This window comes from Saccharopolyspora antiqui, assembly GCF_052246905.1.
GTDB lineage: Bacteria > Actinomycetota > Actinomycetes > Mycobacteriales > Pseudonocardiaceae > Saccharopolyspora.
Map to the genome: position 1 here is coordinate 384,865 of NZ_JBQQBO010000003.1, position 22,920 is coordinate 407,784.

Consider the following 22,920-nt stretch of genomic DNA (forward strand, 5'->3'; position numbering starts at 1 on the left):
GTGAGTGCGAAAACCGGCTCCAACCGGTTTTCGCACTCAAGACCCGTCAGTGGAAGGAGTGCTCCGCGGCTGGGAACGCGCGGCCGCGGACTTCGGTCGCGAAGCTGGTGGCCGCGTCGGCGAGGATGCCGCCGACATCGGCGTAGCGCTTCACGAACTTCGCGGTGCGCCCGGTGTTCATGCCCGACATGTCGGTCCACACCAGCACCTGGGCATCGCAGTCCGGTCCCGCTCCGATGCCGACGGTGGGGATGCGCAGCTCACCGGTCACCCGCTTCGCCGCCTCCGCCGACACCATCTCCAGCACCACCGAGAACGCACCGGCCTCCTGCACCGCTCGCGCGTCCGCCAGCAGTTCGTCGGCCTGGTCGCCGCGGCCCTGCACCCGGTATCCGCCGAGGCCGTGCTCGCTCTGCGGGGTGAACCCGATGTGCGCCATCACCGGGATGCCCGCCGCCACCAGCGCCTCGATCTGCGGGGCGTAGCGACGGCCGCCTTCCAGCTTGACGGCGTGCGCGCGGCCTTCCTTCATGAACCGCGTCGCGGTCGCCAGCGCCTGCTCCGGCGAGGCCTGGTAGGAGCCGAACGGCAGGTCGGCCACGACCAGCGCGCGTTCGACCGACCGGGTCACCGCGCGGACCAGCGGCAGCAGTTCGTCCACGGTCACCGGCAGCGAGGACTCGTAGCCGTAGACGTTGTTGGCGGCCGAGTCGCCGACCAGCAGGACCGGGATTCCGGCCTGGTCGAAGATCCGGGCGGTGTACATGTCGTAGGAGGTGAGCATCGGCCAGGGCTCGCCGTGCTCCTTCAACTGCTGGAGGTGGTGGATGCGGACCCGCCGCTTGGTCGGTGTGGAACCGTACGGCGCCGCCGTCTCGCTCTGGTTCTGGGCAGCAGTCATCGTGGACCGTCCTTCTTCCTCGAAGCCCGCGAAAGCGGGTCCCCGGGTCGTTTCGGATGGTTGCGCGAAAAGCGTGCCACGCACGCCACCGCTGCGGCACAGGCAGCGGGGCAACGTCACAGTTGCGAGGTCAGCCGATCCATGGCTGGGCGATCCGCGCGTACGTGCCGTCGTGCAGCACGAGGTTGAGCCACTGGTTCACCCACTGCTGGAACACCACGTCGCCCTTGGGCAGCAGGTACGCCTTCTCGCTGAAGGTGAACGGCTGGTCCGGGTGCACCGAGCACAGTTCGAGGTGCTGCTTGGCCTGCCACTTGGTCTCGGCGGCGTCGGTGATCATCAGATCGGCGCCGCCGTCGAGGATCTGCTGGAAGATCGTGTTGTTGTCCGGGTGCTCGACGATGGTGGCCTGCTTGAGGTGCTGCTTGGCGAATTGCTCGTTGGTGCCACCCGGGTTGACGATCGCCCGGACGCCAGGTTGGTCGATCTGCTGCACCGTCTGGAACCGCGAAGCGTTCTCGCAGCGGGTGATCGGCGTCTTGCCATCGACCACGTAGGCGGTGCTGAAGAACGCCTCCTTCGCCCGGTCCAACGTGATCGACACCCCGCCGACGGCGATGTCGCACTTCGTGTTGAAGTCGGCGACCAGCGTCTTCCACGTGGTGGGCACGATCGTCGCCCGCACCCCGAGCTTGGCGGCCATGTCGTGCGCCAGGTCGATGTCGATCCCGCTCCACGCGCCGCCCGCGTCCCGGTAGGTGAACGGACGGTAGTCGCCGGTGCTGCAAACCCGCAGCTCACCGCGCTGCACGACATCGTCCAACCGACTCGCGGCCGGTTCCCGCGGCGCGGCAGGCGGCGGCGCGGAGCACGACGCCCCCACCACGACAACGCTGGCCGCGACCAACCCGACACCGATCTTCTTCCACCGCATGGCGCCCGCCTTTCGATCTTCGCGGCACATGCATAACCGCTCGAAGCCCCGAAAGCCAGTGCCGATCGCCACCGCTCATCCGGCAAAACTGGGAAAAACACCTGGGCAACCGGACGACCGATCAGGCGTCTTAAGGCAGGGAGAGCGTGGGAAGCCCGGGAGGGAGGCAACTGGGGGTGCCTCCCTCCCGTCGATCAACCCCTTCCACCCTCCCAACACGCGCAGCCGCCCCGATCGGGCGAGAGGTGAAGGGCACCTTCTACCAACTAACTTGGTGAAAGGTGCCCTTCACCTCGCCCTGATCGTGTGGCGGTGCTGGTTGCGCCGGTTCTCGGGAGTGGGGTCAGGGTGCGGCGCCGAGTCGGATGATGTGGGACTCTCCCTGGCCGAGTGGTTCTCCGCAGTGCGCGCACACGATTTCCGGGTGCAGTTCGGCGCCGCAGCTGTGCTCCCAGATCGTCGGAGGCGGGCCGGTGGTGACGTAGCGGTCGCCCCACGCCATGAGGCCCAGCAGGATCGGCTGCAACGCCCGACCGGCCTCGGTGGGCAGGTACTCGCAGCGCGGCGGCCGCTGCTCGTACTGCCGCTTCTCCAGCACACCGGCCTCGACGAGCTTGCGCAGTCGGGCGGTGAGGATGTCGCGGCTGGCTCCGGTGTTGCGCGCGATCTGGTCGAACCGCCGCACGCCCAGCATGACTTCGCGCAGCACCAGCAGGCTCCAGCGTTCGCCGACGACACCGAGCGCATTGGCGATGGAACACGCGCGCCCCTTCGCGCTCATGCCGCACCTCCTAAGTCTTGAAATCCAACTTAACAGATGAGACAGTGAGTCTGATTTTCCAACTCGCTGTCCGGGAGAGATCATGGCCTCGGAGAACTCCGCTGTTCCGCGAAAGCTCGCCCAGCACCCGTCGGTGCGCGCGGTGCTGTCGCGTCAGGCGGACCGCCCGGCGAAGCCCGCGGTGATCGATGCGCAATGGCTGCGCCAGGTGTGCCTGGACGCGGGCGCCGACGACGCTGCCGCGGTGTCCCTGGACCATCCGGACCTCGCCAGCGAGCGCGAGCCGGTCCACACCGCGCTACCCGGCACCCGCAGCCTGGTTTCCCTGGTTGTGCGGATGAACCGGGACAACGTGCGATCGGCCGTGCGCAGCGTCGCCAACCAGGAGTTCCACCGCAGCGGCGAGATCATCAACGAGGCGGCCCGCACCGTCGTCCGCACGTTGCAGGACGCCGGTTATCGGGCGGTGAACCCGTCGGCGACGTTCCCGATGGAGATGGACGAGTACCCGAACCGCTCGTGGGTGGTGGCGCACAAGACGGTCGCGGTGGCGGCGGGCCTGGGCGCGATCGGGATCCACCGCAATGTCATCCACCCGAAGTTCGGCAACTTCGTGCTGCTGGCAACGCTGCTGGTCGACGCCGAGATCAGCGAATACGGCCAGCGGTTGGACTACAACCCGTGCCTGGAGTGCAAGCTGTGCGTCGCGGCCTGCCCGGTGGGTGCCATCTCGAAGGACGGGGAGTTCGACTTCCGCGCCTGCTTCACGCACAACTACCGCGAGTTCATGGGCGGCTTCACGGACTGGGTCGAGACGATCGCGGACAGCGCCGACGGAGCCGACTTCCGCGCCCGCGTGACCGATGCGGAGAACGCGTCGATGTGGCAGAGCCTGTCGTTCAAGGCCAACTACAAAGCGGCTTACTGCATGGCGGTCTGCCCAGCGGGCGAAGACGTCCTGGAACCGTACCTGGAAGACCGCAAGCAGTTCATGAACCAAGTCCTACGCCCCCTCCAAGACAAACGAGAAACCCTCTACGTCGACCCCAACTCCCCAGCAAAGACGTACGCAGAACGAAGATTCCCCCACAAAACCATCAAAGAGGTAACCACCAACAGCCGCCGCAAGGCCGACTAGCCACGCCCCTCCCGGCCGGTTTTCGGAGTGAAGGGCACCTTTGACCGGCATACTCGGTCAAAGGTGCCCTTCACTCTTGCCCTGAACGGGTGGTTCACCTGTCGAGGCTGTGCAGGAACCGCTGCCAGGCGGCGCTGCCGAACCGGAGGATCGGCCCGTCGGGGTCCTTCGAGTCCCGGATGTCGATACCACCGCCGGATAAGCGGGCTTCGACGCAACTGTTGTTGTTCGGGCCGCTGTGGCTGCTCTTGAACCAGCTGTGTTTCCTGGCGTCATTGGTCATGCTCTAGCTCCTCTGCCCGTTGAGCGATGAACGACCGTGACTCCTCCGGCCCGAGCGCTACCGCGCGGAGCTGGTCGAAGGCGCGCATGCACTCACCGATGTCCGTTTCGTCGACGACATAGACACCGCCGCCTATGAAGGTTGGCTGATGTACGAGGTCGGGAGCAAGGCCGCCGAATCGGAGGATTTCGATCGATCCGCCAAGCAGCGGATGGTCCACGATGGACAGTGGGGCGACTTGGATGACGACGTGCGGATGCTGCTCGACTAGGTCGAGTAGTCGCTGGAGCTGACTGTGGAGCACCTTCCAGCGTCCGATGGGGCGCCGTAGGGCTGCCTCGCCGATCACAAACCACATCTGCGGAGGGTTCTCGCGGTCGACGAGTTCTTGGCGGTCGAGCCGAAATTGGACTCTTGCCTCGATGTCCTCGCGACTTGAGCCGAGCACGGCCGAACGTCCGACGCTCATCATGGCGCGTATGTAGTCCTCGGTCTGCAATAGGCCGGGAATGAGCTCGCTGTCCGAGTAGTAGATCTCCGTGGCGTCCTGTTCGTGGTCGCTCAGCCTGCGAAACGCCCCTGGGAAGGCGTCGGAGTACATGCGACGAGGTTGGCGCTGGCGAGCAACCTGCGCCAGATGCGTGATCTGCGCACGAGCTTCCCTTGGGGCGCCGTAGAAATCGAGGAGTGCTTCGATTTCCAGCACTTTGAAGGCGCGTTCGCCGCGCTCGACTCTGCTGATCTGGCTGACGTCGCACTCGATCGCCGCAGCGGCTTCCTTCTGCTGTTTCCCTGCTGCTTCCCGGAGCCTGCGGAGTTCTGCGCCGAGCTGGCGTCGTTCGAGCGTGGCGCGCGGTTTGCCCATGTCGAAGATCAGCCTTTCGTGGACATGTGTCCCTGTCAAATGTCAGTTAGCCTTGAAGTGTCTCAGAACACAACTCCGTCGCGGTGGCGACGGGAGTTTATCCGGTGGGTAGGGGAGTGGTGACGGTGCGTTTCGGGTACGTGCTTGATGCCGTGCGGTCGGGTTCCGAGGTGGATGTCGAGCTCGCCAGGGAGGCGGTCGATCCGGAGGCGCGCGACCCCGAGGAGCTGCGGCAGGAGTTGCGACCTTGGGCCGAAGCCGAGCTCGCCCGTCTGAAGTGCGAATTCGGGCTCTACACCGCCGAATTCGGTTCCTGGAACGACGGCCGATCCGCCTACTACCTGCGCATGCTCTACATCGTCTGGGGCGGTGACGACATCATCTCGGTGCACGTCGACGACAGCCCGGTGAACTACGCGGGCGTGCGCGTCCTCGCCAACCAGGCCGAGGCTTTCCGAGCGCTGCGGGCCAGCGAGCGTCAGGAAACTCCGGAAACCGCCTGGAGTTCCTTGTCCGGTGCGTCGTCGTAGCGGTCCGCCGAACTCCTGAACAGCAGTCCCTCCCCGGTGGGTTGCTTCCGGAGTCGGGTGTTCGTTTGATGTTCGTGGTCGGGTGGGCGACCGCTACCGGCTCGGTCACGTTGCCGCTCAAGGCTGGGGCTCCATTCACTGACTCCATTCGGAGGAGCCACCATGCGCATCACCGGGTTCCGCCTGGGCGCAACCGCTGTTTCGTTGGCCGCGTGCCTCGGCCTGCTGATGTCCACCGCGAACGCCGCAGGCGGGCGCGAAGACCTGCGGATGAACCAGATCCAGCTCATCGGGACGCACAACAGCTACCACCGCGAATTGTCGTTCGCCGAACAGCAATTCCAGTCCGCCGCCAACAACCTGTGGTACTCGCACGCATCGCTGCCCGTGCAGTTCGACCGCGAGCCGGTGCGGGGCATCGAGCTGGACCTGATCCCGGACAGCGACCAGGGCGGGTTGTACACCTACCCGCTGATCCGCCGGGACGCCGGGCTGGGACCGCTCACCGATCCGGACCTGGCCAAGCCGGGGATCAAGGTCATGCACGTGGCCGACCACGACTACAACACGACTTGCTCAACGCTGGTCAACTGCTTGCAGCAGCTCCATGACTGGTCGGACGCCCACCCGCGACACGACCCGATCCCGGTCATGATGGAGCTCAAGCAAACCGATCCGGTGCTGGAACAGCGCGGCGGCGCGGTTTCGCCGCCGTGGGACGCAAAGCGGTTCGCCGACCTGGACGCCGAGATCCGGTCGGTCCTCCCGGCGGACGAGATGATCACGCCTGACGACGTCCGCAAGCCCGGCCTGACGCTGGAGCAGTCGGTGTTGCGCTTCGGCTGGCCGACGATGGCCGACTCCCGCGGCAAGTTCATCTTCCTGATGGACAACGACGATCCGCAGTTGCAGGCGCCGTACCTGGAGAACCGCCCGAACCTGGAAGGCAGGGTCCTGTTCACCAACGCCACCCCCGGTCGGCCCGACGCGGCGTTCGTGAAGCGGAACGACCCGACCGGTGCGAACACCGCGCAGATCCAGGACTTGGTGCGCCGGGGATACCTGGTGCGCACCCGTGCCGACGAGCCGTTCGCCCAGGCCAGCACGGGCAGTACGGAGCAATTGAGCGCTGCGCTGGCCAGCGGAGCGCAGATCATCAGCACGGATTTCCCGGTACCTGGACTGGCCGCCCGCTACGGCTCGGACTACGTCGCTGAACTCCCCACCAGAACCCCGGTCCGCTGCAATCCGCTGAACGCCCCGAAGTCCTGCTCGACCGACCAGATCGAACGACGTCCATGACCGCCGAGTCCCGTCCATAACCAGAGCGCCCGCATCACGCGAAGCGCGCTCTCGGCCTGCGTCGAGGCAGAGCGATTTCGCGCGAAATCGTCGCCACCCGTGAGGGAAAGGTGCCGATTTCGCGCGAAATCGGCGTGTCCACCGCCTGGGTTTCGCTGGTTTCTCGCGAAATCGGCATCCCGCTGTCTTCGCGGTCTTGCGCGAACCCACCAAACGGGTGTCGCGAGTTGTCCACAATGGGCAGGTTTATCCACAGATTTGAAAACCCTCGGTGACAGCCGGTGAGCTGACCTGCACGGTGGACGGCATGACAGCTACAACACTCGCTATCACACCGGCAGACCTCGGACTTCTCACCCGCACCCAGGCGCTCGCCCAAGGCATCACCGATCGCCAGCTCAGGAAGAGCGGCGAATACCGGCGCGTCGTCCACGGCGTCTACTGCAGCAGCGCGACGGAGATAACCCATGAAATGCGCTGCCACGCCGCAGCTCTCGTCCTTCCACCAGCGGCTATCATCACCGGTCGCTCCGCCGCCACCTTGTACGGAGTGCCGTTGGCGAGGGCCAGTGATCGGGTCGAAGTGCTGGTCAGCGGTCAGAAATACGTGAACAGGCGTTCCGGCCTGCGATGTTGGTCGGTCAGGAGTTCGGCGTTTGAGCGGGTGGAGTGGCGAGGAATCCACCTCGCGACCATCGAACGCACGGCGTTCGATCTGCTCGCCCGGAACCCGCAGCGACTCGCCGTCGCGGCTGGCGATGCGCTGATCCACGCTGGGTTGATCGACCAGCAGACGATCGACGCCTTCCTCGCTGGGCGTCATGACCACGGCATAATCCGGGCGCGTTCGGCGGCCGCGCTGCTGGACGGACGAGCGGAGTCACTTCCCGAATCCGAACTGCGCGTTGTCCTGGTGCAGGCGGGTTTTCGCCCGACCCCGCAGGTGGAGATCCACGACGACCGAGGATTCGTAGCTCGGGTAGATCTCGCCTTGGAAGAGGCGAAGATCGCAGTTGAATACGACGGCGCTTGGCATGCTGATCCCGTTCAGCACGCGCTCGACCAGGAACGGTTGCGTCGAATCCGGCGGTCCGGCTGGCATGTCGTCGTGGTGACGGCGGAGCGCCTGTACCAGCGTTTGCCAGAGCTGCTCGCTGAGATCCGAGCAGCGGTGGCCGCGCGTCGGTGAAGACGGCGATTTCGCGCGAAATCGTCGCCACCTGTGAGAAGCCGGTGCCGATTTCGCGCGAAATCGGCACCTCACTCCGGCGACGTCATGGCGCGGTAAGCGGGGCGGAGGAGGTCGACGGCGTTCTTGGCGCCGACCTTCACCGGGAGGGGGTCGAGTTCGTCGAGCAGGGCATCCGGGGCGGTCGGTTCCGGTTCCGGCATCGTCGCGGCGGCCGGTGCTTCCGGGGCCGCCCAGAAGGTCTCCAAGCATTCCGACAGGGGCGCGACATCGTCGGATTCCTCCGCCACCGGTCCGGAAGCGCTCCCGCGCAGCGCGCGCAGGCGGTCCAGCAGCTCTTCCCGCCCGCGACCGCGCCAGGCGAGGATCTGGAACGGGTCTTCGTCGAAGGACTCCGCCAGCAGGTAGCAGGTCGCCGCCAGGTGCTTGCACGGGATTTCCCAGTCCGGGCAGGAACAATCCATCGTCAGTTCGCGCATCGTCGTCGGGAACAGCTGCAGCCCGAGTCCGGCGAAAACGCGCTCGATGTCCGTCGGCATCTCCCCGGCCAGCAGCTTCGCCGCGTACAACGCCTGCCCGGCCAGCTCCTGTTCGATCCGCTCCCATTCGGTCGCGGTGAACGACTTGATCGCGATCCGCGCCCGGTACGGCTGCGGCCGGGAGCCCTGCACCAGCCCGACCACCACGTTGGTCGACAACGTCAGGCTCAGCACCTGACCAGCGCGGGCGTAGTTCTTGCCGCGCTGCAGCCGCCCGCCCATGCCGAAGGACTCCAGCACCTCGATGAACCGCCGCGACCACCAGGTCTGCGCGATCTCGCCGCGTTTGCTGCGGGCCTTGATGCCGCCCTCGACCCGGATCGGCTTGGCCGCCGGTGGGAATCCGCGCCAGCTATTCACCGATGGCCTCCGCGTCCAGCGTGATCAGCTCGCGCAGCTCGCGGGTGGACAGCTCGGTCAGCCAGTTCTCGCCCGTGCCGACCACCAGCTGCGCCAGCGCCTTCTTGTCCTCGATCATCCGGTCGATCTTCTCCTCCAGGGTGCCGAGGCAGGTCAGCTTGCGCACCTGCACGTCCCGGCGCTGGCCGATCCGGAACGCCCGGTCGGTGGCCTGGTCCTCGACCGCCGGATTCCACCAGCGGTCCAGGTGGACGACGTGGTTGGCGGCCGTGAGAGTCAGCCCGGTACCACCGGCCTTCAGCGACAGCAGGAAGATCGACGGTCCGTCCGCGGCCTGGAACCGCTGGACCATCTCGTCGCGGGCCTTCTTCGTCGTGCCGCCGTGCAGGAACAGCACCTCGGTGTCGAACCGCGCCGACAGGTGCGGCACCAGCATCCCGCCGAACTCGGCGAACTGCGTGAAGCACAGCGCCTTGTCACCGTCGGCCAGCACCGATTCGAGGATTTCCTCCAGCCGCAACAACTTCCCCGACCGGCCGGAGAGCGCGGAGCCGTCGCCGAGGAACTGCGCCGGGTGGTTGCACACCTGCTTCAGCTTGGACATCGTCGCCAGCACCAGCCCACGGCGCTCCATGCCCTCGCTGTTCGCGATGCGCGCCAGCATGTCGTCCACCACCGCCTGGTACAGCGACGCCTGCTCGGTGGTGAGGTTGCACAACTGCTTCATCTCGATCTTGTCGGGCAGATCGCTGATGATCGCCGGATCGGTCTTGAGCCTGCGCAGCACGAACGGTCCGGTGATGCGGCGCAGCCGGGCCGCGGCGTCGGTGTCGCTGTCGCGTTCCACCGGCACCGCGAACCGCGCGCGGAACGTGCTCAGCGAACCGAGCACACCTGGATTGGTGAAGTCCATGATGGACCAGAGCTCGGCGAGCCGGTTCTCCACCGGCGTGCCGGTCAACGCGATCCGCTGCCGAGCCGACAGCCCGCGCACCGCTTTCGCCTGGCGGGAGGAGCTGTTCTTGATGTTCTGCGCCTCGTCGAGCACCACCCGGTCCCAGCGGATCTCCCGCAACGCGGCCGAATCCCGCGCAGCCAGCGGATACGTCGTGATGACCAGGTCGTGCGCGCCCACCTCCTCCTGGAGTTCCGCGCCGCCGAGCCGGTTCCAGCCGTGGTGGACGTGCACCTTCAGCGACGGCGCGAACCGGGCCGCCTCCCGCTGCCAGTTGCCGACCACCGACATCGGGCAGATCAACAACGTCGGGGCGCGCGAACCCGCCGAGCGGGCCAGCGCCTCCAACGCCAGCAGTTGCACGGTCTTGCCGAGACCCATGTCGTCGGCGAGGCAGGCACCCAGTCCCAGTCGGTCGAGGAACGCCAGCCACGCCAGCCCGCGACGCTGGTAGGGGCGCAGCGTCGCGGTGAAGCCCTTGGGCGGCTCCACCGGTTCCAGGTACTGCTCGACCTGCCCGGACAGCAGATCACCGAGCCAACCGCGCCCGCCCACCTCGATCACCGGCATCGGCAGGCTGCCGTCGTCCGGGTGAAGTCCGGCCTGCAGCAGCACGTCACCGGCCGTCATCTGCCCGGTTCCGGCGCGCTCCAGGTACGCCAGCCCGGCCGCCAGCCGCTTGCGGTCCACCTGAACCCACTTGCCGCGCAGCCGCACCAGCGGAACCTTGGCGGCGGCCAGCTCCGCCAACTCCGACTCGGTCAGTTCCTCGTTGCCCAGCGCGAGATCCCAGCGGTAGTCGACCACGGCATCCAGGCCGACCCCGGATTCCTTCGTCACCACGCCCGCCGTGCCGGAACTGCTCGCGGTCAACTTCAACCCGAGCTGCTCGGTGCGCCCCCACCAGGACGGCAGCAGCACCCCGAAACCGGCCTGGTCCAGCAGGTTCGCGTGGCTGAGGAACTCATACGCGCCGGAGGCGTCCAAGAACAACTCGGCCGGATGCGGTACCCGCAGCGCCGCGTCGAGCGCTGGCAGGATGCGGCTGGCCTTGCCGAGGTCGGCGAGCAGCAGTTCCTGCGGCTGGGCGACCCAGCGCTGCAGAACCCGGCTCTCCTCCCGCCAAACCTCGTTCGCCGACACCAGGACGCTCGGATCGTCCGACGCTTGCAGCAGGAACTCCAAGCACCACTCCGCCTCGTCGTCGTCCTCGGGCGCGTGCAAACGGAAACAGGTCCGCACCGGACTCTCCTGAACGCCGCTGGCGTGCCAGGCGTCCAACTGTCGAGCCAGCCTCCGCACCTGCACGGGATCCGCGTCGAACCGCGGCTCGCGAGTCAGCGCGTTCAACCACGTCGCAGCCACGGTCCGGCCGCTGGAGAGGCGGACGTCCGCGACTCGGCTGCGGGCGATGCCGTCGACGAGCGTGTCCAGCGCCGTGCGCAGGACCTCGGCGGGCGGGGCGTCGTGCGCGCAGCGGAACGCCGGTGGCATCGCTTCGCGAAGCGCGACGAACCGCGCGGAATCCGTGCCGGACAACGACGGCCGCCAGCGGGCCGCAGGCCGTTCCGCCTCGAAGACCAGCGCGGGCAGCACCCGGCCCTGCGACACCATCTGCTCAGCCAACTCGGCGACGCCGCGCAGGAAGTGCGCGGACGCGCCGAGCCGACATCCAGGCACACCTTCGGCAAGCACGTCGATCGCCGCCGCTGGCCCGCACGACACGGCCGGGACCAGCCAGGAGCGCAGCCGCGGCTTCCCGCGCGGTGCGGGCCCGGCGGTCAGCGGATCCCGCACCAGTTCGGGAGACGCCACCGGCGCGGAGGCGTAGGAAGGCAGTTGCAGCGGCACGGAATCGACCTTGAGCTGATCGACCGGCAACGCATCGCGCAGCGCCTCGCCCGGCACCGCGAACGGGTGTGCCACCGGGCCGCGCGGCGCACGTCCGGGCACCCGCTGCGGCAGCTCCGAATCCTCCGCCCACAGCACCAGCCGCCCGTCTTCGGTGCACGTTCCGTGCACGACCCACACGGTCAAGCCTCCTTCAGCGGTCGTGAGTGGTCATTCCGGTGAGAGCCGGGACAACCGCTCACGACCTCACGGTGCGGTCTCGCGCCAGCGGTTGGTCACCGGCAGCCGCCGGTCCCGCCCGAACGCCTTGAACGTGATCTTGGTGCCCGGCGGGTACTGCCGACGCTTGTACTCGGCGCGGTCCACCATCCGCAGCACCCGCTCCACGAGCTCGGCGTCGAACCCGTCGGCGATCAGGTCCGCGTAGCTGCGATCACCTTCTACGTAACCGTCCAGCACCACGTCCAAGACGTCGTACTCCGGCAGCGAATCCTGGTCCACCTGGTCCGGCCGCAGCTCCGCCGACGGCGGCTTGGTGATCGAGTTCTCCGGGATCGGCGGCACTTCGCCGCGCTTCTCCGCATCGGCGTTGCGCCACTTCGCCAACTTCCACACCAGCGTCTTCGGCACGTCCTTGATCGGTGCGAACGCACCCACCGCGTCGCCGTAGATCGTCGAATAGCCAACCGCCAGCTCGGTCTTGTTCCCGGTGGCCAACACCAGATGCCCGTGCTGGTTCGACAGCGCCATCAGCAGCACGCCCCGGCACCGGGCCTGCACGTTCTCCTCGGCCAGGCCGGACAGCTCCAGCTGCCGCACGAACACCTCGACCATGTCGGGGATCGGATGCACCTCGAAGTGGCAGCCGATCCGCTGGGCCAGCTCGGCGGCATCCGAACGGGAGTGCCCCGACGAGTAGTTCGACGGCATCGACACGCCGTGCACCGCGTCCGCGCCGAGTGCGTCGGCGGCCAGCGCGGCGCACACCGCCGAGTCGATGCCGCCGGAGAACCCGAAGATCACCGAGCGGAAACCGTTCTTCTGCACGTAATCCCGCAGCCCCGTGACCAGCGCCCCCCAGACCTCGGCCTCGTCGTCCAGCGGCTCCGCCGGAGGCGTGGTGGGGCGCGGCTCGTAGCTCGGCAGCGGGTCCGGCTGCAGCACGATCCGCTGCACGTCGAAGGCGGGCATCCGCATCGAGCCGGGCTCGGCGGGCACCGTCGTCGAGGTGTACCCACCGGCGGGCAGGTCCAGGTCCAACACCATCAGGTGCTCGGCGAACTGCGGCGCCCGCGCGATGACCTCGCCCTCCGGCGTGGTGACCATCGAGTCGCCGTCGAAGACCAACTCGTCCTGCGCGCCGACCATGTTCACGTACGCCATCGGCGCACCGGCTTCGGCGGCCCGCCGGGCGATCAGCGGCGTGCGCACGTCGTCCTTGGCGCGCTCGTACGGCGAGGAGTTGGGGCAGATCACCAGGTCCACCCCGACCTTGCCCAGCGCCGCCACCGGACCACCGTTCTGCCAGATGTCCTCGCAGATGACCACCCCGATGTCCAGGCCGTGCAGCCGCACGATCGGCAGGTTGGAACCGGGCGCGAAGTAGCGCGCCTCGTCGAAAACGCCGTAGTTGGGCAGGTGGTGCTTGTGGTAGGTCGCGACGATCTCGCCGCCGTACAGCAGCGACGCCGAGTTCCGCGGACCTTCGTCGTCGCGGCCGAGGTGACCGACCACCACCAGCGCGTCCCCGCAGCCCGAGTCCTGCAGGCGCCGGGCGAGCTGCTCCAGCTCGACGAGGTTCGCCGCGGCGAACGACCTGCGCAACGCCAGGTCTTCGATCGGGTAGCCGGTGAGCATCATCTCCGGGAACGCCACCACGTGGGCGCCGTCCTGCACGGCCCTGCGAGTCCAGTCCAAGACCATCGAACCGTTACCGGCGATATCGCCGACGCATGCGTTTACCTGTGCGAGTGCGATCCGCAACTGGGGCATGGGCCCATCTTCGCGCACGCCGCCACGCAGCGTCGTCCCGCCTGCTGTGAGCCGCGCCGCTAAATGCATGTCACCATTCGGTAGTGAACCGCCTACTGCCCGTGCTGGCCGTGCTCGCTGTGCTGAGCCTCGTAGCGTGCGCCCCGCCAGCACAAGATCCCCAGCCGTTGCAGCCGCACACCGAGAGCAAAGGACCGGTCGGGCCCGTCCCGGCAGGTCTGGAGCGTTATTACTCGCAGACCTTGTCGTGGGGACCGTGCGCCCCGTTCGCCACGACCGACAGTGATCAGACGGCCTTCCGGGACCCCAGCCTGGAATGCGCGCGGCTGGAGGTCCCGATGGACTACGCCGACCCGCAGGGCCAGACGATCACGCTCGGCGTGCTGCGCGTCCCGGCCACCGATCCGGCGCATCGGATCGGCTCGCTGGTGATGAACCCGGGCGGCCCGGGCGCCTCCGGGATGAGCGCGGCGGTCAGCCTGTCCTCGCCGTTCTCGCAGAGCGAACTGGGCAGCCGATTCGACATGATCGGTTTCGACCCACGCGGGATCGGCTCCTCCGAACCGGCCGTGCGATGCCTGACCGGCCCGGAGCGCGACGCCGAACGGCTGGACCCCGACTCGGACGCCACGCCGAACGGGGTGGCCCGCACCGAGCAGGAGGAACGCGACTACGCGGCCAAGTGCACCGAGCGCACCGGCGTCAAGATGCTGGCCAACGTCGGCACCCGCGAGGTCGTTCGGGACATGGACGTGCTGCGTTCGGTGCTCGGCGACCAGAAACTCACCTACCTCGGCTATTCCTACGGAACCCGGATCGGTTCGGAGTACGCCGAGGAATTCCCGGGCAACGTGCGGGCGATGGTGCTGGACGGCGCGATCGATCCTGGGCAGTCCCCGACCGACGCCGAGGTCGCGCAGGGCGTCGGGTTCCAGCACGCCTTCAACGACTTCGCGGCGTGGTGCACGGCGCGCGAGCAGTGCTCGCTGGGCCACGACCCGGCCCGCGCGGTCACCGCGTTCCAGCAGCTCACCCGCCCGCTGGTGCAGCACCCGGCGCCGGCGGGCCCCGGCCGCCAACTGTCCTACACCGACGCCACGATGGCGGCGATCCAGGCGCTGTACGCACCCAGCCTCTGGGAGCAGCTCGACACCGGGCTGACCGACCTCCGGCAGGGCAGCGGTAGGGGCCTGCTGACGCTGGCCGACAGCTACTACAGCCGCGGCGCAACCGGCCGGTACTCCAACACCACCGATGCCTTCGACGCCGTGCACTGCGTCGACGACCAGCGGATCGAAGATCCGGCCGCGGTCCGCGAGGGAGACCGCCGCTACCGCGAGGCCGCGCCGTTCCTGAACGACGGGTACCCGCCGAATCCCGCGCGGGAGGTGTGCGCGTTCTGGCCGGTGCCGGTCACCGGCGAGACCACCCAGCCGCAAGTGGGCGCCCTGCCGCCGATCGTCGTCATCTCCACCACCGGCGACCCGGCCACGCCGTACGACTCGGGGGTGAAGCTCGCGGCGGCACTGCACGGCAACCTGCTGACCTTCGAGGGCACCCAGCACACGATCTTCCTGCAGGGCAGCAACTGCGTGGACGACATGGTGACGCGGTACCTGATCGACCTGACCCCGCCAGATCCAGGCGCCCGCTGCAAGTCCTGACGGCCAGGTTTGCGCTGGTGCAGGCCGGTGGGCGTGATCAGCTCGGCAGCACGTCCACCGGCACTGGGCAGCGCATCCCGAACAGGGCTGCCGTGCGACTTCTTCCGATCGACCTCTAGTGAAGTCGATCACAGGATCCTATGGTCTGGGCATGGACAAAGCGGGTGATGCAGGCCAACCGGCCGAGGCGCAGAGCGTGACATCGGTGTTGCTGTCCGGCAGCACGTATCGAGGTCTGGGTGAACAGGTGCTCTCCCCGGCCGAAGAACGGTTCGAAAGGGGTCGCCGCACCGTTGGACTGATCCTCGCCCCGGTGCTGACCATCCTGTTCCTCCTCCTACCGATCCAACTCGAACCAGCCCAGCACAGCCTCGCCGCCGTGCTGCTCGGCGTCGTCGTGCTGTGGGTGTGCGAACCGGTGCCGATCCCGGTCGGTGGCCTGATCGGCGTCGCGGCCATCGTGGTCCTCGGCGTCATGCCGCCCGACGACGTGCTCGCGCCGTTCGGATCCTCGACGGTGTTCACCTTCATCGGGGCGTTCATCCTCGCCCAGGCGATGCTCCGGCACGGTGTGGCCAGGCGCTTCGCGTTCACGATCCTGTCGCTGCCCGGTGTCGGCCGCAGCGCGGCGCGGGTGATCATCGCCTTCGGTGCGATCACCTGCCTGCTCTCGTCGGTGGTGTCCAACACGGCCACAGTCGCGATGCTGCTGCCCACCGCGGTCGGCATACTCGCCGTGATCGCCGACCTGGTCCGCAAGCAACTGCCCGAAGGCGCCCCCTTCGACCCGCTGCGACTGCGGGTCGGTGTGGCGCTGATGCTGATGCTCGCCTACGGCGCCAGCGTCGGTGGCCTGCTCACCCCGATCGGCTCGCCGCCGAACCTGATCGGCCGCGGCCTAATCGAGGAGGCCACCGGGCAACGCATCTCCTTCCTGCAGTGGATGGCCATGGCCGCGCCGGTCTGCGTGCTGATGTTCCTGGTCTTGGCGGGCGTCCTGCTGCTGCTCAACCGCCCGGAGATCAACAAGCTCTCCGGAGTCGAGGAATACGTGGCGTCCGAACGCGCCAAGCTCGGCCCGCTGTCCAGGGCCGAGAAGAACACGCTGATCGCCTTCGCCGTCACCGTCGGGCTGTGGGTGACGCCGGGTGTGGTCGCGCTGATCGCGGGCAACGACTCGGCGGCCTACGACGCGATCAGCAACCGGCTCGACGAAGGCATCGTCGCGGTGCTCGGCGCATCGCTGCTGTTCCTGCTGCCGACCGACTGGTCCAAGCGCCAGTTCACGCTGACCTGGACCGAGGCCAGTCGCATCGACTGGGGAACCGTGGTGCTGTTCGGCACCGGCATCATCTTCGGTTCGCTGCTCGCTGACACCGAGCTGGCCAAGACCATCGGCGAGGGCACCGCGCACAACCTCGGCTTCACCAGCGGTGTCGCCATCACGGTGTTCGCCATCGTGCTCGCGGTGCTGGTCTCGGAAACCACCTCGAACACCGCCGCGGCGGCCGTGGTGGTGCCCATCGTCATCCCGATCGCGGTGGCGGCGGGCGTCAACCCGTTCGTGCCCGCGCTCGCGGCCACCTTCGCGGCGTCGTTCGGGTTCATGCTGCCGGTGTCGACCCCGCAGAACGCCATAATCTACGGCTCGGGCGCGGTCCCGATCACCAAGATGATCAGGTCCGGAGTGGTCTTCGACGTCGCCGGTGCGATCCTCATCGCGCTGATCCTGCCCCTCATGATCGCCGCGCTCGGGTTCGGATGAGCGCGCCTTTCGGCGAGGTTCATGGACCAGTTACGCAATTCGCGCTCGGAACTCTTAGGCTGCGTGCATGAACCGCCAGCAGGAGTTCGTGCTCCGCACCCTGGAGGAACGTGACATCCGCTTCGTGCGGCTGTGGTTCACCGATGTCCTCGGCATGCTCAAGTCGGTGGCGATCTCGCCCGCCGAGCTTGAAGGCGCCTTCGCCGAGGGCATCGGGTTCGACGGCTCGGCCATCGAGGGATTCGCCCGGGTCTACGAGTCGGACATGGTCGCCAAACCGGACCCCGGGACCTTCCAAGTGCTGCCCTGGGAGACCCCCGACGGCGAGCACTACTCGGCCCGGATGTTCTGCGACATCCACATGCCCGACGGCTCGCCGTGCTGGTCGGACCCCCGCCACGTGCTGCGCCGCACGCTGGCCAGGGCCACCGAGTCCGGCTTCACCTGCTACGTGCACCCCGAGATCGAGTTCTTCCTGCTCAAGAACCTGCCGGACGACGGCAGCGAGCCGCTACCGGCCGACTCGGGCGGCTACTTCGACCAGTCCAGCCACGACGCCGCACCGCACTTCCGGCGCAACGCCATCGAAACCCTGGAAGCGATGGGGATCTCGGTGGAGTTCAGCCACCACGAGGGCGCGCCCGGCCAGCAGGAGATCGACCTGCGCTACGCCGACGCGCTGACCATGGCCGACAACGTGATGACCTTCCGGTACGTGGTCAAGGAGGTCGCGATCACCCAGGGCGTGCGCGCCTCGTTCATGCCCAAGCCGTTCAGCGCACAACCCGGCTCCGGCATGCACACCCACTTCAGCTTGTTCGAAGGCGACCAGAACGCCTTCTACCACCCGGAGAACCCCTACGAGCTGTCCGACATCGGCCGGGCGTTCGTGGCCGGGATCCTGCACCACGCCCGCGAGATCAGCGCTGTCACCAATCAATGGGTGAATTCCTACAAGCGGCTGGTCGTCGGCGGCGAAGCCCCGACCGCGGTCTGCTGGGGCCACGCGAACCGGTCCGCGCTGGTCCGGGTCCCGATGTACTCACCGGGCAAGGCGTCGTCCCGCCGCGTCGAGGTCCGCAGCCTCGACTCGGCCTGCAACCCGTACCTGGCCTACGCGGTGATCCTCGCGGCCGGACTGCGCGGCGTGCAGAAGGGCTACGACCTGCCGCCCGCCACCGAGGACGACGTGTGGGGGCTCACCGAGCGCGAGCGCAAAGCGGCCGGCTACGCCAACCTGCCGCAGAACCTCAACGAATCGCTGTCCGAGATGGAATCCTCCGAGCTGGTCGCGGAAACCCTCGGCGAGCACGTGTTCGACTTCTTCCTGCGCAACAAGCGCGACGAGTGGAACGCCTACCGCAGCCACGTCACGCCCTACGAGCTGCGCACCCTGATGCCGATGCTGTGAGCGCCTGACGTGCGGTCGAGCGAGCGGCCGGTGGACTCCTGGGGTTGGGCGTGTTGTTGGGGCGCGAGGAGCGATAGGTTGCGCGCGTGACTGATTCGCAGGCGCGGCCCGACCCCGTGACATCCGGGAGTTCCGATGGCGAGACCGTCACGGAATCCACTCTGCAGTCCGGTGTTCTGGAACAACCGGCGGAGCTGTTCGGCGAGCCGGAGTGGCCGGCCGAAGCCCCGGACGAAATCGACGCGAGCACGCTGCTCGGCTGCACCGTCGCGTGCCGGGACCAGCTCCCGGCCGCGCGGGTGCTCCGGGAGACGTTCCGCCGACACCATCCGGACGCCCAGTTCGCGCTGCTGGTGGTCGACCTGCCCAGCTCGGTCCGGCCGGAAGCCGACGGGCTGACCGTCGCGGACATCGAGCTCGACCTGCAGGAGTTCGCCAGGCTGGCGATGGGCTGCACCGCCGAGCAGCTGCGCAACGTGCTGCGCCCGAGATTCCTGCAGCACCTGCTGGCATCGGGCTCGACCGTGCTGTACCTCGAACCGTCCGTCCAGGTCTTCGGCCGGTTCGACGATCTGCTGACGGGCCTCACCCAGCAGCGACCGGTCGGCCTGGTGCCGCGAGTGCTGCGTCCGCTGGCGGTGGACGGGCTGCGCCCCAGCCCCACCGACCTCGCCGAATCGGGCACCTTCGACCCCAGCGTGTTCGCCGTCCGCCCCGGCGCCGAGCCCCTGCTCGCGACGTGGGTGGAGCAGCTGGCCGCCGATCCCACCATGGCAACGCCGATGCTGGACGGCGTGCCCGCCCTGGTCGATCACCAGGTGATCCGCGATCCCGGAGTGGGCCTGTCGGTGTGGAACGCCGCGCAGCGCGAAGTGACGGTGGCTGGCGACGGTCGGCACGACGTGGATGGCGCTGCGCTGCGCAGCGTGCACTTCGATGGCTTCCAGCCGCAGCGGCCCTGGCTGCTGTCCACCAACTACGCCGACCGCCCGCGGATACTGCTCTCCGAGAACCCGGTGCTCGCCGGGCTGTGCGCGGGTTACCGAAATGCGCTGGTCGGGGCCGGTTACACCCGTGAGCAGCCACATCCGTTCGACGTGCTGCCCGACGGTGTCGTGCTGCCAACAACACTGCGCCGCGAGTACCTCGACGCCTGGATCGCAACCGGCCACCCGCCGCCCAGCCCGTTCGAACCGGACGGGCCGCTGGCGGAGTTCCGGGAATGGGCATGTGCACCGGTGGACGACCGCCAACGCGCGGCAGGCGGGTCCCGCTGGACCGCCGCGGTGTGGGCAGACGATCCGATCCTGCGTCGCGACTACCCGGAGCCGTTCGGCAGCCACGCGGAGACCTTCCGCGAATGGTGCGTCGGGGTCGGGGTGGCCAGCGGCCGGGTCCCCGCCGAGGCGGTGCACCGCCGAGTCGATCACCGGGCCGCGCTGGTCGACCAACTCGGCGTGGCGGTCTTGGGTGACGGGCAGCTCGCGGAGCTGATGCGCACCGCCGTGCGCGCCTCCGGCTTGCCCTCGGCGGACACGGCCTACTACCCGGTGGTGCTGCGCTGCGAACCGGGCCTGCCGGTGCCCGCGGGCCGGTACGTGATCGACATCCACCCCGGCACGACCGACGCCGCGACCAGCGACGTGGCCGAGACCTGGGTGCTCTCGGAGAGCAGCCGCGCCGCAGCCCGCCGGGGCGGCACGAAAACACGGGTCGTCGCGCTGCCCGCGCCGGAGCGCGAGCGGGTGGATCTTCCGACCCGCAAAGGGGCCCGAGCCCGGTTCGGGCTGTCCGACGAGTTCGTGTTCGGTGCGTTCGTGGACCACGCCGCCGAGCGCGCGGACAACGCACTCGGCGTGGTCAGCGCCTTCCTCGCGGCCTTCCCGGAGCGCGATGACGTGCGCCTGCTGATCGGCGTCGCCGGTGCGGTCGAGCATCCGGAGGCGGCCGAGCGCCTGCGGCTGGCCACCGTGACGGACCCGCGCGTGCTGTTGGTCGAAGAAGACCTCGACATCCACCCGCTGCTGTCCGCGTCCGACTGCTTCACGTCGCTGCACCGGGGCGAAGCGGGCGACGAGCACGTGCTGCGGCTGCTGGAGGTCGCCGCGCACGGAGTGCCGGTGATCGCGGGCGAGCACGGCGCGGTCGCAGAGCTCTTCGGAGCGGAAGCCGCCCGCCTGGTGCCCTGCCAGGGACCCGGTGAACCGGACATCGACGCGGCCGCCGAGCTGCTGCGCGCGGCTGCCGACGACCCCGAGGGCACCGCGGCTTTCGGTGCGGCGGCAAAGGAAAACCTGCTCGCGGCGCACACCGTCGCGCGTGCGGGCGCGCGGCTGCGCGAGCGCGTGGAGCACGCGTACCGGAACTGGCGCACGAAGTGGTCGCGCGACAGCCACGGCCAGTTCGACGACCCGTTGCGTCCGCTGCTGGTGGCTCGCCATGCGCTGCACCGCGCGCCGGATGTGGGCGTCAGCAGCCGGAACTCGATGGCCCCGGCCCTGCGCAAAGCGGTGCTCAAGGCGCTGAGCCACTACGACGAGCACATTCGCGACGTGATGCGCTCGCTCGTCGACGGCGTCGAGCAGACCGCTTCCGAACTGCTCCGCCGCCAGTACGAGGCGGATGGTGAGGGCGACCTGGAGGCGATGCGCACCGAGCTGGCCAAACTGGTCCAGCGCCACGAGCAGCTGACCGCCCAACTGCTCGGCACCGATGACGGCATGGTCCGAGCCCGCGCTGACCTGGCCGAACAACACCGCAGGCTCCGCAAGCTCGAAGACGGCGCGGGTGGTGACCAACGCGTCGACGCCCTCGCCGAACGCCTGGACAGCCTGACCGGCGCGGTCGAGCGAATCCTCGACCGGATGGACGCGCTGGAACAGCGGCCGACCACCGACCGGGGGGTCGAGGCGGGACTGCGCAGCGCATCGCACGATGCCGCGAACGCCTTGCAGCGCACCGACGTCCTGCAGCGCATCTTGCTGCGGGAGCACGAGCGCAACACCGGCGCGGGCGATGGCACCACGACGCCGGTGCTCTGCGATGCGGGCCTGCTCCGGCTGCCCGCGGACGACAGCTTCATGCTGCCCTGGCTGTCGTCGCATTCGACCTGGGATTCCGAGGTGTCGACGCTGATCGACTCGCTGCTGGAACCGGACGGCGTCTTCATGGACGTCGGCGCCTACATCGGCTACCAGACCGTGCGCGTGCTCAGCCGCCTCGGAAACAGCGGTGCCGTCGTCGCGGTGGAGCCGTGCCCGCAGAGCACCGCGCTGCTCAAGCACAACGTCGAGGTCAACGTTCCAGCTGCGTGGGGGCACCGGCTCGTGGTGGTCGAGGGCGCGGCATGGGACGGGTCCTGCCACTTGGCGGCCGAGCCGTCGCTCACCGGCGGCTTGTCGGTCACTCCGGTGGACCAGGACAACGCCCCAGCGGTGCGCGGCATCCGGCTCGACCGCGAGCTGGAGAACCACGAAGCCATGCGGAACCTGAAGCTGTCGGTCGTGCACGTCGACGTGGGTGGCCGAGTGCACCGGGTGCTCGGCGGTCTGGTCCGGTTGCTCCGCCGCGACCGTCCTTCGATCGTGTGCTCTTTCACACCGGACTCAATACGCCAGCTGGGTGATGACCCGGCGGCGGTGCTACGCGAGTTCAGCACCTGGGGTTACGAACTCGTCCCGGTCGGCCGGGCCGAGCCGGTAGCCGCCCCTGACCTGCTGGAAGCGATCAACGCGACCAGTTCGGCGAGCACTGTGAAGCTTTGGCTGCGGCCGAAGCGCAAGTAACCGAAATCCGCCAGACGAGCGACGTCAAGAGTCTGACCAGGCGATTTGACTTTGACGCAGAGTGTGCGTAATTTTCTTTTCACCGCACGGAAGGCCGGACGGAACAGGACGCAAGAGCCTGGCGAGGACGGCTGCGGGAGCGCCCCGGGGTTCGGATACGAACTTCGCGGAGCGCACACCGACCGGGGCGCGCGATTTGACACTGCGGAGCGCACCGGGTAACGTAAAGCGGTCGCCGAGTAGACGACAAAGCTACGAAGCGCGTTGATAACTCAAGTAACAGGCTCGACCTCCGGGACGATCAGCGCGGGGCCTACCCCCCTGAAAACACCGAAAAGAAGGCCTGCTAGAGTTACCAACACAAGAAAGCAACGAGGAAATGCTCCGCTAGATGTTTGTTGTCTGGTGTGGGTGTGTTCTTTGAGAACTCAACAGTGGACTGTTTTGGTTAGTGTTCTTGTATGCCCCTGACCATGATGTTTGTGGTTGGTGGTTTCTTTGAGTAGCACTCGCTCTGTGGGGTGGGTGTGCTGGGATTGTCCAATTTTATGCATTGTTGGAGAGTTTGATCCTGGCTCAGGACGAACGCTGGCGGCGTGCTTAACACATGCAAGTCGAACGCTGAAGCATCTTCGGGTGTGGATGAGTGGCGAACGGGTGAGTAACACGTGGGTA

Annotated in this window: 17 protein-coding genes and 1 rRNA gene; 9 read left to right on the plus strand and 9 right to left on the minus strand. The window is 68.0% G+C overall.

Annotated features, from left to right (window positions below; all coding sequences use genetic code 11):
- Nucleotides 1-46: 46 nt before the first annotated feature.
- The 3 genes from panB to ACTWQN_RS08745 form a co-directional block, all read right to left on the minus strand.
- Nucleotides 47-901, minus strand: a complete 855-nt coding sequence (gene panB, locus ACTWQN_RS08735; RefSeq protein ID WP_443202832.1) for a 3-methyl-2-oxobutanoate hydroxymethyltransferase — start codon at nt 899-901, stop codon at nt 47-49.
- Nucleotides 902-1,031: 130 nt separating this feature from the next.
- Nucleotides 1,032-1,835: a transporter substrate-binding domain-containing protein gene (locus ACTWQN_RS08740; RefSeq protein ID WP_443202833.1), complete on the minus strand. Its 804-nt coding sequence runs from the start codon at nt 1,833-1,835 to the stop codon at nt 1,032-1,034.
- 343 nt (nt 1,836-2,178) lie between these two features.
- The gene (locus ACTWQN_RS08745) at nt 2,179-2,616 is read right to left on the minus strand and encodes a winged helix-turn-helix transcriptional regulator (RefSeq protein WP_443202834.1); all 438 of its coding nucleotides are present in this window, start codon (nt 2,614-2,616) and stop codon (nt 2,179-2,181) included.
- Nucleotides 2,617-2,698: 82 nt separating this feature from the next.
- Here ACTWQN_RS08745 and ACTWQN_RS08750 point away from each other — a divergent pair, with 82 nt between their 5' ends.
- Nucleotides 2,699-3,754 (plus strand): 4Fe-4S binding protein, encoded by a 1,056-nt coding sequence (locus tag ACTWQN_RS08750; RefSeq protein ID WP_443202835.1) that lies wholly within the window; start codon nt 2,699-2,701, stop codon nt 3,752-3,754.
- A gap of 94 nt (nt 3,755-3,848) precedes the next feature.
- Here ACTWQN_RS08750 and ACTWQN_RS08755 read toward each other — a convergent pair whose 3' ends face one another.
- Nucleotides 3,849-4,037, minus strand: a complete 189-nt coding sequence (locus ACTWQN_RS08755) for a DUF397 domain-containing protein (RefSeq protein ID WP_443202836.1) — start codon at nt 4,035-4,037, stop codon at nt 3,849-3,851.
- The gene (locus ACTWQN_RS08760; protein WP_443202837.1) at nt 4,027-4,902 is read right to left on the minus strand and encodes a helix-turn-helix domain-containing protein; all 876 of its coding nucleotides are present in this window, start codon (nt 4,900-4,902) and stop codon (nt 4,027-4,029) included. The genes ACTWQN_RS08755 and ACTWQN_RS08760 overlap by 11 nt, the downstream gene beginning before the upstream one ends.
- 119 nt (nt 4,903-5,021) lie before the next feature.
- Between ACTWQN_RS08760 and ACTWQN_RS08765 the strand changes: the two genes are divergently transcribed.
- Both ACTWQN_RS08765 and ACTWQN_RS08770 read left to right on the plus strand, forming a co-directional pair.
- A complete protein-coding gene (locus ACTWQN_RS08765; RefSeq protein ID WP_443202838.1) occupies nt 5,022-5,432 on the plus strand; it encodes a hypothetical protein in 411 nt (136 codons plus the stop codon).
- Nucleotides 5,433-5,594: 162 nt separating this feature from the next.
- On the plus strand, nt 5,595-6,734 hold the full coding sequence (locus tag ACTWQN_RS08770) for a phosphatidylinositol-specific phospholipase C1-like protein (protein WP_443202839.1): 1,140 nt from the start codon (nt 5,595-5,597) through the stop codon (nt 6,732-6,734).
- Nucleotides 6,735-6,768: 34 nt separating this feature from the next.
- Here ACTWQN_RS08770 and ACTWQN_RS08775 read toward each other — a convergent pair whose 3' ends face one another.
- Nucleotides 6,769-7,557, minus strand: a complete 789-nt coding sequence (locus ACTWQN_RS08775; RefSeq protein ID WP_443202840.1) for a hypothetical protein — start codon at nt 7,555-7,557, stop codon at nt 6,769-6,771.
- A gap of 120 nt (nt 7,558-7,677) precedes the next feature.
- Between ACTWQN_RS08775 and ACTWQN_RS08780 the strand changes: the two genes are divergently transcribed.
- Nucleotides 7,678-7,923 (plus strand): endonuclease domain-containing protein, encoded by a 246-nt coding sequence (locus ACTWQN_RS08780; RefSeq protein WP_443202867.1) that lies wholly within the window; start codon nt 7,678-7,680, stop codon nt 7,921-7,923.
- Between the two features lie 71 nt (nt 7,924-7,994).
- Here the strand turns inward: ACTWQN_RS08780 and ACTWQN_RS08785 are convergent, their stop codons facing one another.
- The 3 genes from ACTWQN_RS08785 to ACTWQN_RS08795 all read right to left on the minus strand — a co-directional run bounded on the left by ACTWQN_RS08785 (nt 7,995) and on the right by ACTWQN_RS08795 (nt 13,620).
- Complete coding sequence (locus ACTWQN_RS08785; RefSeq protein ID WP_443202841.1) at nt 7,995-8,822, minus strand: SWIM zinc finger family protein; 828 nt, start codon at nt 8,820-8,822, stop codon at nt 7,995-7,997.
- Entirely contained in the window at nt 8,815-11,808 is a 2,994-nt protein-coding gene (locus ACTWQN_RS08790; RefSeq protein WP_443202868.1) for a DEAD/DEAH box helicase, read from the minus strand. Before ACTWQN_RS08790 ends, ACTWQN_RS08785 begins: the two co-directional genes overlap by 8 nt.
- Nucleotides 11,809-11,874: 66 nt before the next feature.
- Nucleotides 11,875-13,620 (minus strand): NAD+ synthase, encoded by a 1,746-nt coding sequence (locus ACTWQN_RS08795; RefSeq protein WP_443202842.1) that lies wholly within the window; start codon nt 13,618-13,620, stop codon nt 11,875-11,877.
- Nucleotides 13,621-13,703: 83 nt separating this feature from the next.
- On the opposite strand from ACTWQN_RS08795, the gene ACTWQN_RS08800 reads away from it, so the two are divergent.
- The 5 genes from ACTWQN_RS08800 to ACTWQN_RS08820 all read left to right on the plus strand — a co-directional run.
- Nucleotides 13,704-15,284: an alpha/beta hydrolase gene (locus tag ACTWQN_RS08800; protein ID WP_443202843.1), complete on the plus strand. Its 1,581-nt coding sequence runs from the start codon at nt 13,704-13,706 to the stop codon at nt 15,282-15,284.
- A gap of 151 nt (nt 15,285-15,435) precedes the next feature.
- The gene (locus ACTWQN_RS08805; protein WP_443202844.1) at nt 15,436-17,049 is read left to right on the plus strand and encodes an SLC13 family permease; all 1,614 of its coding nucleotides are present in this window, start codon (nt 15,436-15,438) and stop codon (nt 17,047-17,049) included.
- A gap of 67 nt (nt 17,050-17,116) precedes the next feature.
- Nucleotides 17,117-18,460 carry a type I glutamate--ammonia ligase gene (gene glnA, locus ACTWQN_RS08810; protein WP_443202845.1) on the plus strand — a complete coding sequence of 448 codons (1,344 nt, stop codon included), beginning with the start codon at nt 17,117-17,119 and terminating at the stop codon, nt 18,458-18,460.
- An 86-nt stretch (nt 18,461-18,546) separates the two neighbouring features.
- Nucleotides 18,547-22,245: an FkbM family methyltransferase gene (locus tag ACTWQN_RS08815; RefSeq protein WP_443202846.1), complete on the plus strand. Its 3,699-nt coding sequence runs from the start codon at nt 18,547-18,549 to the stop codon at nt 22,243-22,245.
- Between the two features lie 553 nt (nt 22,246-22,798).
- Nucleotides 22,799-22,920 (plus strand): 16S ribosomal RNA (locus ACTWQN_RS08820); the annotation flags it as partial.